The organism is Streptomyces rubiginosohelvolus, from assembly GCF_014649875.1.
GTDB lineage: Bacteria > Actinomycetota > Actinomycetes > Streptomycetales > Streptomycetaceae > Streptomyces > Streptomyces rubiginosohelvolus.
The window spans coordinates 19,892-36,597 of the sequence record NZ_BMTW01000025.1 but is presented as its reverse complement, the minus strand read 5'-3'; the positions used below and the strand labels follow the sequence as shown (position 1 = coordinate 36,597).

Sequence of the window (16,706 nt, the reverse complement as noted above, 5' to 3'; positions counted from 1 at the left end):
CCGCACATCGCCCACCCGACGGAGGCACCTCTCATGCTGACCCCACCACCGGCACCACCGGCACCCCGGCGCGCCGGACCACGCCACGACGACGCCCGCCGCCCACCCCGGGGCCGGTGGCTGCGCGGGGCGGCGGTCGCGGCGGCCGTGCTGACGGCCTGGACGGCGGCCCCGTCCGCCGCGGCCCCGCCTGGCCGGGACTCCGGCGGGCACGGGCACTGCGCCCGCCAGGACGTCCTCCGCGTGCCCGGGGCCGATCGCCAACAGGCCGACTGCCTGGCGGAGTTGACGACGGCGGGGACGGTGGCCTCCGGGCACACGGACCCGGCGGACTGGGCGGGGCTCACCCCGGAGGGCCTGGCCACCCCCAGGGGCGTACCGGGCATCCAGATCGACGGCCACTTCCCCGACGCGTCGACCGGCAACACCAACCACGGGTGGAACCACGACTCCCAGTTCGTGATCCGGCTCCCCGACCGCTGGAACGGCGGCCTCGTGGTGGCCGGCTCGCCGGGGGTGCGCGAGCAGTACGCCAACGACCGGGCTTTCGGGGACTGGGCGCTCGCCCGGGGTTACGCGTTCGCCGCCACCGACAAGGGCAACACCTCGGCCGCTTTCCACCGGGACGGCCGGGCGCCCGGTGACGCCATCGCCGAGTGGAACACCCGGTACACCCAACTCACCCGCGCAGCCCGGCTGGTGGTCGCCCAGCGCTATCTGCGGCCCCCTTCCCGCACGCTGGCGATGGGCATGTCCAACGGCGGCTATCTGGTGCGCTGGCAACTGGAGAACCGTCCGGAGCTGTACGACGGCGGGGTGGACTGGGAGGGCGCACTCTGGCGGGCGGACGGGCCGAACCTGCTCACCTTCCTGCCGCCCGCCCTGCGCGCCTACCCGCGTTACGCGGCCGGGGGCGCCGACGCCGAGGACGCGCACCGGACCATGACGGCCGCCGGATACCCGGCCGGTTCGGAGTTCCTGTGGCCGTACCACCACCAGTACTACTGGGACCTCACCCAGCGGATCTACCGGGAGGAACTCGACCCCGGCTTCGACGGCGCGACCGAGGCCGGCACGCCCTTCTGCGCACCCGGAACCCCGGCCTGCGACGCCGACTACGCGTACGACCGGCGGCCGGACGAGGTCCGCGACGCGGTCGCGAAGATCGCTCTGACCGGCCGGATCGGGAAACCGCTGATCAGCTTCCACGGCACCCTGGACGTGCTGCTCCCGATCTCCCGGACCTCGGACACGTACGCACGGATGGTGCGGCAGCAGGGGTACGGTGCGCTCCACCGCTACTACCGCGTCGAGGGCGGCACGCATGTGGACTCGCTCGTCGACGCCTTCCCCGACCGGCTGCGTCCGCTCGTGCCGTGTCACCGTTCGGCGGCCGCGGCGCTGGAACGCTGGCTGGACGACGGCCGGCGTCCCCCGTCGAGCCGCACCCTGAAGCTGCCCGCGGGAACCACTCCCGCCGAGCGGCTCACCCGGTGCCCCCTCGACGGGTAGCCGGGCGGGTGGCGGAGTCCACCACCTCCTCCCCGCTCACTGTGGAGCTTCACGCCATGGGATGTCCGGCCGGGTGTCTCTAGCGTTCCGGCCATGACGAGCCAATTTCACGCAGCCTCCGCTTCCCCGGCGCCGGGCGCCGGGGCCGTGGACCTCAGGGGTCGTACCGCCCTCGTCACCGGCGGCGGCAGCGGCATCGGGCGGGCCACCGCCGAGGCGCTCGCCGCCGCCGGGGCCCTGGTGCACGTGGTCGACCGGGAGGCGGAGAGCGCCAAGTCCGTCGCCGCCGCGATCGGCGGGGTGGCCCACGTCGTGGACCTGGCCGACGCGGAGGCGGTCGGGACGCTGCCGACCGGGGTGGACGTCCTGGTCAACAACGCCGGACTGCAGCACGTGTCCCCCATCGAGGAGTTCCCGCCGGCCCGCTTCGCGCTGATCCAGCAGGTGATGGTGACCGCCCCGTTCCTGCTGATGCGGCAGTGCCTTCCGCACATGTACGCCGGCGGGTGGGGCCGGATCGTCAACGTCTCCAGCATGCACGGGCTGCGGGCCAGCGCCTTCAAGTCCGCCTACGTCGCCGCCAAGCACGGCCTGGAGGGGCTGAGCAAGGTGGCCGCTCTGGAGGGCGCCCCGCACGGGGTGACCAGCAACTGCGTCAACCCCGGCTATGTCCGCACCCCCCTGGTGGAGGGCCAGATCGCGGGCCAGGCCGCCGCGCACGGGATCCCCCCGGAGGAGGTCGTCACCGACATCCTCCTGGAGCGCTCCGCGATCAAGCGGCTGATCGAGCCCGACGAGGTCGCCGCGGTCTGTCTCTGGCTCTGCGGCCCCCACACCGGATACATCACCGGCGCCTCGCTCCCCGTGGACGGGGGCTGGGGCGCCCGCTGACGAGGCCGGGCAGCGGGGCGGTTCGGCCGGGGGTGCCGGGAGGACTGGGAGCGCCGCGAGCGCCGCGAGCGCCGGGAGGGCCGGGAGGGCCGGGAGGGCCGGGAGGGCCGGGAGGCTTCTACCGCGCGGTACTCCCGGACGTTATGGGCCGCTGACATTGGCGGGCGGGTGCGAGGGCCTCACATACTCCTGTGGACGGCAGGTTGACGGTTCACGAACAAGAAAGAACCGCGAGAAGGACCCGCCGGCCACCCCCTCACCCCCCATGCCGCCCTCACGGAGGATCTCCCATGCTCCTGCCCCGCTCCCTGGTCGCCGCGGGCATCGCCCTCGGCGTGGCCGTCGCCGCCCCGGCCTTCACCGGCACCGCGTCAGCCGCCCCGAAACCGATCGTCGGCGGCGAACAGGCCACCTCCACCTACTCGTTCATGGGCTCCATCCAGGTCAACGGCGGCCACTACTGCGGCGCCTCGCTGATATCCCCGGGCTGGATGGTCACGGCGCTGCACTGTACGTACGGCAACGGGCCGCTTCCGGCCTCCGCCCTGCGCGTCCGGATCGGCTCCAACGACCACCTCAGCGGGGGCACCCTCGCCGGCGTCTCGCAGATCGTCCGCCCGTCCAACAGCCAGAGCATGCCCGGCCAGGACATCGCCCTCCTCCGCCTCAGCAGCCAGGTCTCCAACACCCCCGTACCGATCACCGGCGCCACCCCCGCCGACAACTCCGCCACCCGGCTGCTCGGCTGGGGCCAGACCTGCCCGCAGCGCGGCTGCTCCTCCTCGGCGCCCCGCTACCTCAAGCAGCTGGACACCAAGGTGCTGCCGGACAGCTCCTGCTCCGGCATGGTGAACAGCCGGGAGCTGTGCATCGCGGGCACCACCGCCAACACCGCCTGCTACGGCGACTCCGGCGGTCCCGCCCTGGTCAACCGGAACGGCCGCCTCGAACTGGCCGGCGCCACCAGCCGCAGCGGGAGCAACAGCAGCACCTGCGGTGTCGGCGGCGCGGTCTACACGGACCTGGCGGCCTGGCGGTCCTGGATCCAGCAGTACACCGGCGCGCCGTAGTCACGGCGCGGAGGCGGGCCGGGCGAGCTTCTGTCCGGCCCGCCCGATCCGCCCCACCCACACACGCCGCACACATGGACATGACATGCGCGAGTGAACTAGCCTCATTCAGCCATGGACCTGGAACTGCGGCACCTCCGCATTCTGCTGGCGATCTCCGAATCGGGCAGCCTGACCAGGGCAGCCGCCGCCCTGTTCCTCTCCCAGCCGGCGATGACCACCCAACTGCGGCGGATCGAGGCGTCGTTCGGCCAGCCCCTCTTCGAGCGCTCGGCCCGCGGCGTGGTGCCCACCCGGGCCGGCGAACTGGTGCTCGCGCACGCGCGGACCGCGGTCGCCAGCGCCGACCGGATCCGCGGCTACCGGCTCCGCCCGGCGGACGGCGCGGAACCGGTGACGGTCGGCGGCAGCCCCGGGCCGATGCTGAGCCACCTGACGCTGCATCTCCCCGCCGCCGTGAGCAATCCGGTGACCTTCGTCCAGTTCCCGTCGACGGGGGACGCGATGAACGCGGTGGCGGACCGGTCCGTCGACGCCGGGTGCATGGTCGACCTGGACGGCTTCGGCGTCACCCCGCCCGAGGGTGTCGTCGTCGACGTCATCGGGCTGGAGCCCGTCGTCGTGATCCTGCCCGCGGGTCACCCCCGCGCCGGGCAGGACCGGATCGGCCTCGCGGACCTCGCCGACGAGACCTGGCTGCTCCCGCCGTACGACCCGGGCTGCGACGACTACGGCGCCCTGGCCGACGCCTGCGCCCCGGCCGGCTTCGCTCCCCGGGTGTCACCCCACCGGATCGGGGACCTCGGCGTCCTGTGCGACCTGATCGCCCAGGGCGTCGGCGTCGCGCTGGCCCAGGGAGCGGCCCGGGCGCGCGACGGCGTCGTCATGCGCAGATTCGCGGGCGACCCCCTGCTCGGGAGACATCTGCTCGCCCTGCACCGCGACTCACCCCTCTTCGGGGCCCGCCCCCTCCTCCTCGATCTCGTCCGGGCCGCCTTCGAGGCCCGCTGCGTCACCCCGGGCTGAACCGCCCGCCCACCGGTACGCAGCAGCGGACCGGGCGCTCCCTGTGGCGTACAGGGGTGCCGGGGTCCCCGAAGCGGGGGATCATCGGAGTATGAGTGGCGATGATCCCCTGGTCCCGGCAGCGGAGGGCCCGGCCGTGAACGAGGAGCGTCTCCTCAGGCGGTACCAGGCGCTCATGGGCGCCGTGCCGCAGTCGGTGTGGGTGATGTCGCCCGGCGGCGAGGTCACCCTGTTGGCGGGAGGCGGCATCGCCCAGAAGCTCTGGCACCCCGACGCCGGCACCTCGTGGATGGACGCCGTGCACCCCAAGGACCGGGACTGGTTCCAGCGGGCCTGGCGCGGGGCCACGCGGCAGCGCTCTCCCCTCGACACGATCGTGCGGGTGCGGCTCGACGGCGTCCTCGACCGGTTCCGCCACATCAAGATCGTCGCCGCGCCCGTCGTCGACGGGGACGGCGAGGTGGAGTGGGTCGGCACCGCCACCGACGCGGAGGAGCACTGGCGCAGCCGTATGCGGGAGAAACTGCTGGCCAGAATGGCTGCGGTACCCGCGGCCCATGATCTCTCGGAGGCCTTTCTGACGACGGCGGCGGCCGTGGTGCCGGAGCTCGCCGACGCCGTGGCCATCTTCCGCGTACGGGACGGTGTCCAGGCCGTCGGGGGCCCTTCCGGCGCATCGGCCGCGGCGCTGCCGGAGCGGGTGGGGCTCGCCCCCGGGCTGCCCGCCCTTCCGCCCCTGGACGCCGGTTTCCTGCTCGGGCCGGTCGCCCGGCGGGCCATCGAGGGCCAGGAGGCGCGGCTGCTGGTCTTCCCGCCCGGCGGGCCCACCGGAGAGGGCCTCTCGGACATCTCCGTCCGGTGGCTGCGCGAGGCCGGGGCGACCGGCGTCGCCCTGCTGCCCGTGGTGGTGGACGGCCGGACCGTCGCGCTGGCGACCATCGCGACCTGCCGGGGCAACCCGCCGCCGGACGAGGCGGACCTCTCCCTGCTGCGGGACGTCTTCCAGCAGATGAGCGGGCCGCTGCGCCGGACGATGGAGTTGCAGAGCATCCGCGGCACGACGCTCGCGCTCCAGCAGTCATTCCTGGCGCCCCCGCCGTCCGTGGAAGGGCTCGCCATCGCCGCGCTCTACCACCCGGCGGACTCGGCGGCGGAGGTCGGCGGGGACTGGTACGACGCCGTCCGGCTCTCGGCCGACGCGCTCGCCCTGTCCATCGGCGACATCGCGGGCCACGACCTCGAAGCGGCCACGGCGATGGGACGGGTCAACAGCATCCTGAGGGGGCTCGCGTACGACAGTGGCCCGGCGGCCAGCCCGGCTCGGACGCTGAGCCGGCTCGACCGGATCGTCCAGGCGCTCGACAGTCCGTCGATGGTCACGGTGGTGCACGCGATCCTGCACCGACGGGAACACGGCGGCTGGCGCATCGCCCTGTCCAACGCCGGCCACCCGCCGCCCCTGCTGATCCCGGCCGACGCGCCGTCACGGTTCCTGCACGGCCTCACGGCCCCGGACCCGCCGCTGTGCGTCGCCGACTGTCTGTCCCGCACCACGCTCCACGCCGACCTGCGGAAGGGCGACATCCTGGTGTGCTACACGGACGGTCTGGTGGAGACGCCGGACTCGGACATCGCCGACAACCTCCGGCGCCTGCGCGAACGCTCCGACGCACTGGCCCGCCGGGGCCTGGCGCTGCCGTCCCTGATCCGTGGCCTGCTGCCCTCGCCGCACCACCGCCGGGACGACATCGCCGTCATCGCCCTGCGGGCGGAGCCGGACGCGTGAGCGCCTCGGACGACGGCAGCACCGTTTGCGGCCGGAAGAGCGTCTCCCTACCCTCGATGAAGCCGTCCTCGGACGAAAGAAGCACCGCATGAACGCGCCGAACGACCCCACAGCCGGACTCGTGACCTCCCGCGCCCACTCCGCCCGGGTGTACGACTACATCCTGGGCGGCAAGGACCACTACCCCGCGGACATCGAAGCGGGCGACGCCATGTGCCGGCACTGGCCCGCCCTTCCCGTCCACATGATGGAGAACCGCCGGTTCATGCACCGCGCCGCCCGCTTCCTCGCGGAGCAACGCGGCATCCGGCAGTTCCTGGACATCGGGACCGGTCTGCCGACGTCCCCGAACCTGCACGAGGTCGTGCAGGAGGTGGCACCGGAGTCGCACGTGGTCTACGTCGACAACGACCCCATCGTCCTCGCTCACGCCCGCGCCCTCCTGCAGAGTTCGCCCGAGGGCGCCACCGCCTACGTGGACGCGAACATGCACGACCCGGACACCATCCTGAACAGCCCGGAGTTCCGCGAACTCATCGATCTGAACCGTCCCGTCGGTCTCACGGTCATCGGCATCATGCACTTCATCGAGCCGCCGGACGACCGGCGGCTGGTCCAGCACCTGCTGGACCCGCTGCCGTCGGGCAGTCATCTCGCGATGACCATCGGCACGGCGGACTTCGCGCCGGAGGAGGTCAACCGGGTGGCCGAGGAGTACCGCCGGCAGGGCATGCCCTTCGTCCTGCGCGACCTGCCCACCGCCGCCTCGTTCTTCGACGGCCTGGAGTTGGCGGAGCCGGGGATCGCCCAGGTGCACACGTGGCACCCCGGTCCGGAGCAGGACGGCATCGACGGCCGCGACATCGCCATGTACGGGGCGGTCGCCCGGAAGCCCTGACGCCGGCGGCCACCGGGCTCCCGGCCGGATCAGACGGCCGACCAGCCGTCGTCCACGGGCAGCACGGCACCGTTGACGAAGGACGCCGCGTCGGAGGCGAGCCAGACGATGGCGGCGGCCTGCTCGTCCGCCGAACCGAGCCGGCCCATGCCGGCGCCGATGAGGCCCTTGACGACGGCGGGGCCGTGCGCGTCGGGGCGGGCGTCGACGCCGATGCCGGTCGCGGTGGGGCCCGGCGCGACGACGTTGGCCCGGATGCCCTGCCCCCGGTACATCACCGCCAGGTTCTTCACGAGACCGGTGACCCCGTGCTTGGCGGCGGTGTACGCGGCTCCGGCGGCACCGCCGCGCAGGCCGGCCTCGGAGCCGGTGAAGACCAGGGACCCGCCGCCCGCGGCCAGCATGTGGGGAAGGACGGCACGGGTGAGGAGGAAGGGGGCCGTGAGGTCGACCCGCAGCACCCGCTCCCACTCGGCGTCGTCGGTCTCGTGGGCGGCCGACATCCGGTCCATGACACCCGCGTTGTTGACCAGGACGTCGATCCCGCCGAACTCCGCCACCGCCTGCTCCACCAGGAAGTCCACCGTCCGCTGCTCGGCCAGATCGCCGACCGCCGTCAGCGCGGTGCCTCCGGCGGCGGTGATCTGCCGCACGGTCTCCTCCACCCCGCTCGCGTCCAGGTCGGCGGCCAGGACGTGGTCCCCCTGGGCGGCGAAGGCCAGGGCGGCGGCGCGGCCGATGCCGGAGGCGGCCCCGGTGACGATCACACCGCGGTACGGGCGGGCGGTGGCGTCCTTGCCGGATGCGACTGCGTTCATGGTGAAGTCCTGTCGATCGAGGAGGAGTTGTCCGGGCGTGGGGCGGAACGGGGCGGGTCAGGAGCGCGGAACGGTCCGGGAACGCAGGACCTCCGTCAGGGACTTCTCCCGCCACTCCTCCAGGAGTTGGTGGAAGGCGACGGCCCCGTGCGGATAGGCGACCGGGCCGTTGGGCCTGCCCCGGCCCTCCCGGTTGTAGTAGCCGGGGGTGCACTCGGCGTGGAACCACTCGTGGTCGGGAGCGCCTTCGGCCAGGACGGCGAGCCAGGCGTCCTCGGACGCGGAAGAGGGCTCGATGAGGGCGTCGTCCGCCTCGGCGGCCGCGACGAGGGCGGCGGCGTGGACGGCCTGCTCGTCCAGGATGTGGGTGAAGTTGACGCTGCTGGCGTTCTGGAGGGTCCCCAACTGGATGAGGTTGGGGAAGCCGTTGCTCGTGAACCCGTGCAGCGTACGGGGGCCCTGCCGCCGCCACCGGTCGAGCAGGGGGACGCCGCCCCGGCCGCGTACCGGCAGCCGGCCCGAGTGGATGCCGGAGGTGCCGACGTTGAAGCCGGTGGCGAAGATCAGGCAGTCCAGTGCGTACGCCGTGCCGCCGACGACGACCCCGTCCTCGGTGACCCGCTCGATGCCGTGGGTGTCGGCGGTGTCGACCAGGGTGACGTTGTCGCGGTTGAACGCCGGGTAGTACAGGTCGGAGAAGGTGGGCCGCTTGCAGGCGTAGCGGTACCAGGGCTTGAGCTTCTCCGCCGCCTCCGGGTCCGTGACGCACCGGTCGACCCTGGAGCGCAGCTCGTTCATCTTGGCGGCGTCGGCCGCCTCGTAGGCCGCTTCGAAGGTCTGCCGGTCGCCGTGGCGGCGGAAGCTCGGCAGGAGCTTCTCCAGCAGCCCCGCCGACGTGGTCCAGCGGTCCGCCACGAGGTCCTGCCCCGCGCTCTCGCCTGAGACGATGCGCAGGAAGTTGTCCCGCCGTTCGCGGGCCCAGCCCGCGCGGCCGGCGCCCACATCCTCGGGTGCGGTACGGCGGTTGGCGCGCTCGTCCACGGTGGAGGGGGTGCGCTGGAAGACGTAGAGGTGTCCGGCGTCCTCTGCCAGCATCGGGATGGCCTGGATGCCGGTGGCGCCGGTCCCCACGATCCCCACCCGCTTGTCCGCGAGACCGGTCATGCCGCCCTCCGGGGTGCCGCCGGTGTAGGCGTAGTCCCATCGCGAGGTGTGGAACGTGTGGCCCGCGAAGTCCTCGACACCGGGGATGCCGGGAAGCTTCGGGTCGGTGAGGGTGCCGGTGGCGCTGACGACGTAGGCCGCCCTGAATGCGTCACCGCGATCCGTGGAGACGAGCCAGGTCTCCGACCCCTCGTCCCAGGTGAGAGCGGTGACTCCGGTGGAGAACAGCGCATCGGCGTAGAGGTCGAACCGGCGTGCGATCCGTACCGCGTGGCGGCGGATCTCGTCCCCGGGGGCGTACTTCCACTCGGGGACGTACCCGGTCTCGTCGAGCATCGGCAGATACACGTGGGACTCGACGTCGCAGTGGACGCCGGGGTAGCGGTTCCAGTACCAGGTACCGCCGAAGTCGCCGCCCTTCTCGACGATCCGGACCCGGCCCACCCCCTGCTGCCGCAGGCGGGCCCCGGTGAGGATGCCGCCGAACCCGCCGCCCATGACGGCGACGTCGACGAGGTCGTGGAGGGGGGCGCGTTCCGCCGGTCCTTCCGTGTACGGATCGGCCGCGTAGTAGCCGAACTCGGCGTCGGCGTCCCGGTACTGGGCCGCGCCGTCGGGACGGACGCGCCGTTCCCGTTCGAGGCGGTAGCGCTCGCGCAGGGCGGCGAGCTCGTGGGGGTCCGGGGTGTGAGGAGTCGTCATGGGGGGTCCTCGATCCGTGCGGTGGAGCAGCCCGGGGCGGGCCGCCGTCCGCTACGGTAGCAACTACCGGACAACACTGTCCGGTTGGTGTCCGGCAGTCCGGCGCTGCCCGGCCGGGGTGCTCCCCCGGCCCCGTACTCCGCGCTTCCGGCCCCACCCCGCCCCGTGGACAGGAAGAGCGATCCCCTCATGCGGCTCACGCAGCGACGAACGGCCCGGCCCCTTTCCGTGCTCGCCACCCTCGGCGCGCTGATCCTCACCGGTTGCGGCACCCAGAGCGGCACGCCCGGAGGGGAGACGGGCTCCGCATCCGGAAGCCGGACGATCCGGGCCCAGCAGTTCATGCACCTGACCGAGGTGCACGGCGAGACGGGGATGACCCTGCTGGAGGGGCCGGTGTTCGGCGAGGACGGCGGCCTGTACGTCGTCGACGTCACCGCACCCGAGGGCGAGCCCAAGGTCATGCGCGTCGACGTCCGGCGGAAGACCTCCCGGTCGGTCCACACGGACGGCCGAGGGGCCTACACCTCGGCCCAGTTCAGCCCGTACGACGGACGGCTCCACCTCAGCGACTTCGCGCACGGCGAGATCGTGAGCCTGGCCCCCGGCGGCGGCGACCCGCGGACCGTCTTCTCCGGCGATGTCGACGGAGAGCCGATGAACCCCGACGACATCGCCTTCGACCAGCGGGGCAATCTGTACGTCAGCGACTCACGCGGCCTGTCCGAGGGCACGGCGCGCGGGCGGGTGGTCCGGATCGACCGGAAGAGCGGCGAGGCCACCGTGCTGGCCGACGACCTGGCCGCGCCGAACGGGATCAGCTTCGACGCCGACTACCGGGGGCTCTGGTTCAGCGAGCTCACCGAGAACCGGATCTCCTACCTGCGCCTCGACGAGGCGGGCGCGGTGACCTCCCGGCACACCGCCATCCGCGTGGACGGAGGCATCGCCCAGACCGACTCGCTCGCGGTGGACGCGGACGGCAACCTCTACCAGGGGCTGCACGGCCGGCCGGCCATGGCCGTCTTCAGCCCGCACGGTGAACGGCTGGCGACGGTCGAACTGCCCGCGCACGCCAAGGGCCTGGAGTCGGCGACGAACGTGGCCATCACGCCCGGCGGGACGCGGGCGTACCTGACGGTGAGCGGCCCCGCCGGGGGCTACCTCTACACCTTCGACGCACTCGCCGAGGGCACCCGCCAGTCCAACGGCGGCTGAGCGCGTCCGTCGGTGCGGCCCCTCGTCACTCGCCGACGGCGCGTACCGGTCCCACCTCGACGCCGAGCAGCCGCCAGGCGGCCAGCGCCCGGAGTTCGCGCTCCGCGCGGGTCGGGCCGATCACCGCTGCGGAGACCATGGCTACGGCGAGCGCGAGATCCTCCCCGCCGCTCAGCCGGTGCTCGGCGGGGAGGTGCCGCCGCAGGGCGCGCTCCACCCGCTCGGACAGGCCGAGGACGTGACGGCGGATGCCCGAGCGGCTGCCGACCCGTTCGGCGTGGAGGAGGCCGATGAAGGCCGCCGAGTCCGCGAGATGCCACGTCAGCACCCCGAGCACCCCGGCGAACGTCGCGTCCCGGACCGCCGCCTCCTGCTCGATCTGCCGCACGTTCTCCTCCAGGACCGCGGCGACCGCCGCGGCCCGGTCGGGGAAGTGCCGGTAGAGAACGCCCTGCCCGACCCCGGCCCGGCGCGCTATCGCCGAGAGCGGGGCTTCCAGGCCGTGCTCCGCGAAGACCTCCCGGGCGGCGGTGACGAGAGCGGACCGGTTCCGGGCGGCGGCCTTCGGCCCGTCGTTCGCGGGCCGTCGCCCGTGCTGCTCGCTGTGCTCCACCACCCCGGCAGCCTACCGGCGGGCCCCGCCCGGCCTCCGCCGCGGCCTCGCCGACGGCGCCGGGACGGCATCGCCATGGTGGAGGCACTCACTCTCGCGCCCATAACTATGGTGTTCCGCCATATACGCCTCTGAACTGCGTGTTTCTACGGTATGGCGACACCGAATCGTCCCCGCACACGCCTGGAAGTGGTGCACATGGTCGCCGCAACTCCCTCCCCGAAGTCATCAGGATCCATCAGGCGCATCGTCGCGGCCAGCCTCGTCGGCACCACCATCGAGTGGTACGACTTCTTCCTCTACGGCTCGGCCGCCGCCCTCGTGTTCAACTCGCTCTTCTTCCCCAGCAGCGATCCGCTGGTCGGCACGCTCCTCGCGTTCCTGACGTACGCGGTCGGCTTCGCCGCCCGTCCCCTCGGCGGCATCGTCTTCGGCCACTACGGCGACAAGATCGGCCGCAAGAAGCTGCTCGTGCTCAGCCTGCTCATGATGGGCGGCGCGACCTTCGCCATGGGTCTGCTGCCCACCCATGCGAGCATCGGGGTGTGGGCGCCGATCCTGCTGACCGTCCTGCGCCTGGTGCAGGGCTTCGCGCTGGGCGGCGAGTGGGGCGGCGCGGTGCTGCTCGTCTCCGAGCACGGCGGCGACGAACGGCGCGGCTTCTGGGCCTCCTGGCCGCAGTCCGGTGCGCCCGGCGGCAATCTGCTGGCGACCGGCGTCCTGGCGCTGCTCGCGGCCGTCCAGTCCGACGAGGCGTTCCTCGCCTGGGGCTGGCGCATCCCGTTCCTGCTGTCCGGCGTCCTCGTCATGATCGGCCTGTGGATCCGGATCTCGGTCGAGGAGTCCCCGGTGTTCCTGGAGGCGCAGCGCAAGTCGGCCGAGGCGGCCGACCGGGGCGAGAAGGAACAGCCCCCGGTCGTCGAGGTGTTCCGCAAGAGCTGGCGCGAGGTGCTCCTCGCGATCGGCACGCGCTTCGGCGAGAACATCTCGTACTACATCCTCACCGCCTTCCTGCTCGTCTACGTGACCGTGCACCTGGAGATGTCCAAGAGCGACGCCCTGAACGCCGTCCTGATCGGCTCCGCGGTGCACTTCGTCACCATCCCGCTGTGGGGTGCGCTCTCGGACCGGCTGGGCCGCCGCCCGGTCACCCTGATCGGCGCGGTCGGCATGGCGGCCTGGGCGTTCGGGTTCTTCGCGCTCCTGGACACCAAGTCGTTCCCCGTCATCGTCCTCGCGGTCACCCTCGGACTGCTGCTGCACGGCGCGATGTACGGTCCGCAGGCGGCGTTCATCTCGGAGCTGTTCGACACGAAGGTCCGCTACTCCGGCGCCTCGATGGGCTCCCAGCTGGCCTCGATCATCGGTGGCGCGCTCGCCCCGCTGATCGCGGTCGAACTGCTCAAGGACTACGAGTCGTCGTTCCCGATCTCCGTCTATCTCTGTTTCGCCTCCCTGGTCACCGCGGTGACGGTCTGGGTGGCCAGGGAGACCCGCGGCCGCGACCTGACGAAGGACGGGCTGGACCGTTCCGTCCCGGCCGCGCCGGACGCGACCGTCAAGGACTCGGTCCCCCTCGGCCGTTGATCTCCCGCCCTCCCGCGCGCCGGACCGCTTCGTACGCGGTGTGCGGGAGGGCTCGTCCGTTGCCCGGCCCTCACCTCTCCGGGAGGCGATCACCGTATGCTCACCGGCGTGACACGCCCCGCCCAGCACTCCGCGCCCGCCCTGCGGCTCCTTCTCGACCTGCTGGCGCAGGGTGCGGCGGCCGAGGAGTTCGACCGGCCGGCCGCCGACGCCCGGCAGGCGGGGGCCTCCGCCGCCGAGCTGGCCGAGATCACCGAGGCCGCCGCCGTGGCGCTGCGCATCCGGCGCACGCTCGGCCAGCACCGGGTGCGCGAGGCGCAGCTCACCGCCCTGTTCGACACGGCCAGCGACCTGGCGGCCCTGCGGGACCTGGACGCCGTGCTGCGGGCCATCGTCCACCGGGCGAAGCTGCTGCTCGGCACCGACGTCACCTATCTCTCGCTCAACGACGACGCCGCGGGCGACACGTACATGCGGGTCACCGACGGTTCGGTGGCCGAGGCGTTCCAGCGGGTGCGCCTCGGCATGGGCGAGGGCCTGGGCGGACTCGTGGCCCAGACCGCCCGCCCGTACGCGACCGGGGACTACCAGGCCGACACCCGCTTCCACCACACGACCACCATCGACAGCGCGGTCCTGGACGAGGGCCTGCGGGCGATCCTCGGCGTCCCTCTGCGCCTCGGCGCCCGCATCATCGGGGTGCTGTACGCGGCCGACCGGTCGCCCCGCGAGTTCACCGCGACCGAGGTGGCGCTGCTGTCCTCCCTGGCCGACCACGCCGCGATCGCCATCGACGGGGCCCGGCTGCTGGAGGAGACCCGGGCCGCGCTGGTCGACCTGAACGCCGCGTCGGAGACCATCCGGACCCACAGCGAGGCGATGCGCCGCGCCGAGGAGGCCCACGACCAGCTCACCGACCTGGTGCTCCAGGGCGGCGGGGCCGACGACGTGGCGGCGGCGCTCGCCGACATCCTGGACGGCGGGATCCTCATCCATGACGCGGACGGCGCGGAGCTGGCCCGGGCGCGCGCCGAGCCGCTGCCGCAGCCGATCCCGGCGGTGTCGGCCTCCCGGGCCCGGGGGCGGGCGGTGCCGCTGGACGGCACCTGGGTCTGCGCCGTCCTCGCCGGGCCCGAGCTCCTCGGCTCCATCGCCCTGACCGGCCGGGCCGGGCTCGCGGACGCCGACCGGCTGCTGTTCGAGCGGGCCAGCGTCGTCACCGCGCTGCTCATGCTGCTGCGCCGCTCGGTCGCCGAGACGGAGGACCGGGTACGGGGAGAGCTGCTGGGCGATCTGCTCGCGCGCACCGGCGACCCGGGCACCCTCGCGGCGCGCGCCCGCCGCCTCGGCGTCAACCTGAACCGCCGCCACAGCGTGTTCGTCGCCCACAGCGAGGTGGCCCCCCGCCACCGGCTGCTGGCCGCGTCCGCGCGCACCGCGCAGGCCCTCAACGGTCTGGCCGGGCTCCACCACGACCACGTCGTCCTGGTCGCGCCGTCGGACGCACCGGGTCCGTCCGCGCAGACGCTCGCCGCCGAGCTGGGCCAGGCGGTCGGCTTCCCGGTCACGGTGGGCGCGGCGGGCCCGGCGACGGGTCCGGCCGAGCTGCCCGACGCGCACCGCGAGGCCGACCGCTGCCTCTCCGCACTGCGGGCCCTCGGCCGCACCGGGAGCGGCGGGGCCGTCGCGGACCTGGGCTTCATCGGCGTACTGCTGGGCGACCAGGCGGACCTGGGAGGCTATGTCCAACGGACGCTGGGGCCCGTGCTCGACTACGACAGCCGGCGCGGCACCGACCTGGTCACGACGCTGGACGCCTATTTCGCCGAGGGCGCGAGCCTGACCCGGACCAAGACGCTGCTCCACGTGCATGTGAACACGGTGGTGCAGCGGCTGGAGCGCATCGGCCGGCTCCTGGGCCCGGACTGGAACGCGCCCGCCCGCACGCTGGAGATCCAGCTCGCCCTGCGGCTCCACCGGCTGACACAGGGCCCGCGCCCCTAAGAGCCTCCGGGCGGGAAGGGTCTCAGCCGTCCAGGCCCGCCGAGACCCGCCGCGAGGGCTTGAAGACGTACAGGTCGAGGATGTCCGGCGCGTCCGCGAGTCCCGGGCCGCCCGCGGCCGCCCAGGTCACGATGTCCTGCTCGGCGTGCTCGTCGTTGACCAGGCCCAGCCAGACCGGCCGGCCCCCGGCCCTGCGCCCCTCGGCGGAGGGCTGCACGACGATCACGTTGCCCTGCTCGCAGGCGTCCAGGCACTCGACCGCCCGTACGGTGGCGGCGCCTTCCAGACCGGAGCGCAGCCGGGCCAGTTGGGCCGCGTGGTCGACGCCCGGGATCTTCTCGGTGCCGCAGCAGCAGCCCCGGCAGACGCTGACGGTGGGGCGGCCGGTGCCCTGGGCGGGCACGTCCTTGCGGGAGCGGCGGCTCATCGGGGCACTTCCCGTCGCGGAGAGGGGTGAGGGGTGATCTCAGCTGAGGACCACCGCCGGTCCCGGTGATCACCACGACTCTACCGAGGCGTCCGCGGTTCGAACACCAGCACCCTCGCCGGGCCGGGTGGGGTATCGTTGACGGCTGCGAAGGGGAGTAGCCCCGCAAACCGGTCGTCGACACACTGGAGCCCTCGGGTTCCCGGTGGCCGGGCTCGTGGATCCTGAGAGGGATTCCCGGGCGGGCGAGACCTTCGGTCCTGTATGACACGCCCACGCCCTGTGGGCGCTGCCGTCATGCCGGGCCGAGTGGTCCTCCGAAAAGCCCGTGCGGCGCTTCGCGAAGATCCGGGGCCCGGCTCGCACAGAAAGCCACCCGGAATGCATCTCGACCTCCTGGCGATCCTCACCGCCTTCGGGCTGATCTTCCTCGCGGAGCTCCCCGACAAGACGATGTTCGCCTCGCTGGCCATGGGCACGCGGATGCGCCCGCTCTACGTGTGGTTCGGCACGTCGTCCGCGTTCATCGTGCACGTCGCCATCGCCGTCGGTGCGGGCAGCCTGATCGGGCTGCTGCCCGACTGGATCGTCAAGCTCGTCTCGGCCTCGCTCTTCGCGCTCGGCGCGTTCCTCCTGCTGCGCGGCAGCGGCGGGGATGACGATGACGAGACCGAGGTGAAGACGGTGACCGGTTTCTGGCCGGTCTACTCGACCGCGTTCATGGCGGTCTTCATCAGCGAGTGGGGCGATCTGACACAGATCACCACCGCCAACCTCGCGGCGAGCAACGGCACCTGGTCCACGGCGATCGGTTCGGCCGCCGCCCTGATGTCGGTGTCGGCCCTGGCGCTGCTGGCGGGGAAGTTCATCGCGAAGCGCGTACCGCTGAAGACCGTGCAGCGCATCGGCGGCCTCTGCATGCTGGGCCTCGCCATCTGGACGGCGGTGGAGATCTTCACCGGCTGAGCGGCTCGGGTCACCGGCCGGGAC

14 protein-coding genes are annotated in these 16,706 nt (G+C 73.1%); 10 read left to right on the top strand and 4 right to left on the bottom strand.

All coding sequences use genetic code 11. From position 1 onward, the window contains the following. Positions 1-33 precede the first annotated feature (33 nt). From IE134_RS33040 to IE134_RS33015, 6 genes are all read left to right on the top strand, one after another. Positions 34-1,512: a 3-hydroxybutyrate oligomer hydrolase family protein gene (locus IE134_RS33040; RefSeq protein ID WP_229823827.1), complete on the top strand. Its 1,479-nt coding sequence runs from the start codon at positions 34-36 to the stop codon at positions 1,510-1,512. Positions 1,513-1,605: 93 nt separating this feature from the next. Continuing rightward, positions 1,606-2,403, top strand: a complete 798-nt coding sequence (locus IE134_RS33035) for a 3-hydroxybutyrate dehydrogenase (protein WP_032785454.1) — start codon at positions 1,606-1,608, stop codon at positions 2,401-2,403. A 290-nt stretch (positions 2,404-2,693) separates the two neighbouring features. Further along, positions 2,694-3,473 (top strand): S1 family peptidase, encoded by a 780-nt coding sequence (locus tag IE134_RS33030; RefSeq protein ID WP_189432677.1) that lies wholly within the window; start codon positions 2,694-2,696, stop codon positions 3,471-3,473. Positions 3,474-3,587: 114 nt separating this feature from the next. Further along, positions 3,588-4,499: a LysR family transcriptional regulator gene (locus IE134_RS33025; protein WP_032785452.1), complete on the top strand. Its 912-nt coding sequence runs from the start codon at positions 3,588-3,590 to the stop codon at positions 4,497-4,499. A gap of 91 nt (positions 4,500-4,590) precedes the next feature. Further along, a complete protein-coding gene (locus IE134_RS33020; RefSeq protein WP_229823825.1) occupies positions 4,591-6,285 on the top strand; it encodes a PP2C family protein-serine/threonine phosphatase in 1,695 nt (564 codons plus the stop codon). An 88-nt stretch (positions 6,286-6,373) separates the two neighbouring features. Further along, complete coding sequence (locus tag IE134_RS33015) at positions 6,374-7,183, top strand: SAM-dependent methyltransferase (RefSeq protein ID WP_030722278.1); 810 nt, start codon at positions 6,374-6,376, stop codon at positions 7,181-7,183. A gap of 29 nt (positions 7,184-7,212) precedes the next feature. Here IE134_RS33015 and IE134_RS33010 read toward each other — a convergent pair whose 3' ends face one another. Both IE134_RS33010 and IE134_RS33005 read right to left on the bottom strand, forming a co-directional pair. After that, a complete protein-coding gene (locus IE134_RS33010) occupies positions 7,213-8,001 on the bottom strand; it encodes an SDR family NAD(P)-dependent oxidoreductase (protein WP_030722275.1) in 789 nt (262 codons plus the stop codon). 57 nt (positions 8,002-8,058) lie between these two features. Next, complete coding sequence (locus IE134_RS33005; protein WP_030722271.1) at positions 8,059-9,867, bottom strand: flavin-containing monooxygenase; 1,809 nt, start codon at positions 9,865-9,867, stop codon at positions 8,059-8,061. Between the two features lie 189 nt (positions 9,868-10,056). Here IE134_RS33005 and IE134_RS33000 point away from each other — a divergent pair, with 189 nt between their 5' ends. Then, positions 10,057-11,085, top strand: a complete 1,029-nt coding sequence (locus IE134_RS33000) for an SMP-30/gluconolactonase/LRE family protein (protein ID WP_189432675.1) — start codon at positions 10,057-10,059, stop codon at positions 11,083-11,085. Positions 11,086-11,110: 25 nt separating this feature from the next. Here the strand turns inward: IE134_RS33000 and IE134_RS32995 are convergent, their stop codons facing one another. Beyond that, the gene (locus tag IE134_RS32995) at positions 11,111-11,701 is read right to left on the bottom strand and encodes a TetR/AcrR family transcriptional regulator (RefSeq protein ID WP_189432673.1); all 591 of its coding nucleotides are present in this window, start codon (positions 11,699-11,701) and stop codon (positions 11,111-11,113) included. A gap of 195 nt (positions 11,702-11,896) precedes the next feature. Here IE134_RS32995 and IE134_RS32990 point away from each other — a divergent pair, with 195 nt between their 5' ends. Both IE134_RS32990 and IE134_RS32985 read left to right on the top strand, forming a co-directional pair. Further along, a complete protein-coding gene (locus IE134_RS32990; protein WP_030722261.1) occupies positions 11,897-13,285 on the top strand; it encodes an MFS transporter in 1,389 nt (462 codons plus the stop codon). A gap of 96 nt (positions 13,286-13,381) precedes the next feature. Beyond that, a complete protein-coding gene (locus IE134_RS32985) occupies positions 13,382-15,289 on the top strand; it encodes a helix-turn-helix domain-containing protein (protein WP_030722258.1) in 1,908 nt (635 codons plus the stop codon). Positions 15,290-15,311: 22 nt separating this feature from the next. Here the strand turns inward: IE134_RS32985 and IE134_RS32980 are convergent, their stop codons facing one another. Beyond that, positions 15,312-15,716 carry a (2Fe-2S) ferredoxin domain-containing protein gene (locus tag IE134_RS32980; RefSeq protein WP_030722255.1) on the bottom strand — a complete coding sequence of 135 codons (405 nt, stop codon included), beginning with the start codon at positions 15,714-15,716 and terminating at the stop codon, positions 15,312-15,314. Between the two features lie 381 nt (positions 15,717-16,097). Here IE134_RS32980 and IE134_RS32975 point away from each other — a divergent pair, with 381 nt between their 5' ends. After that, positions 16,098-16,682, top strand: a complete 585-nt coding sequence (locus IE134_RS32975; RefSeq protein WP_030722252.1) for a TMEM165/GDT1 family protein — start codon at positions 16,098-16,100, stop codon at positions 16,680-16,682. The last annotated feature ends 24 nt before the right edge of the window (positions 16,683-16,706 follow it).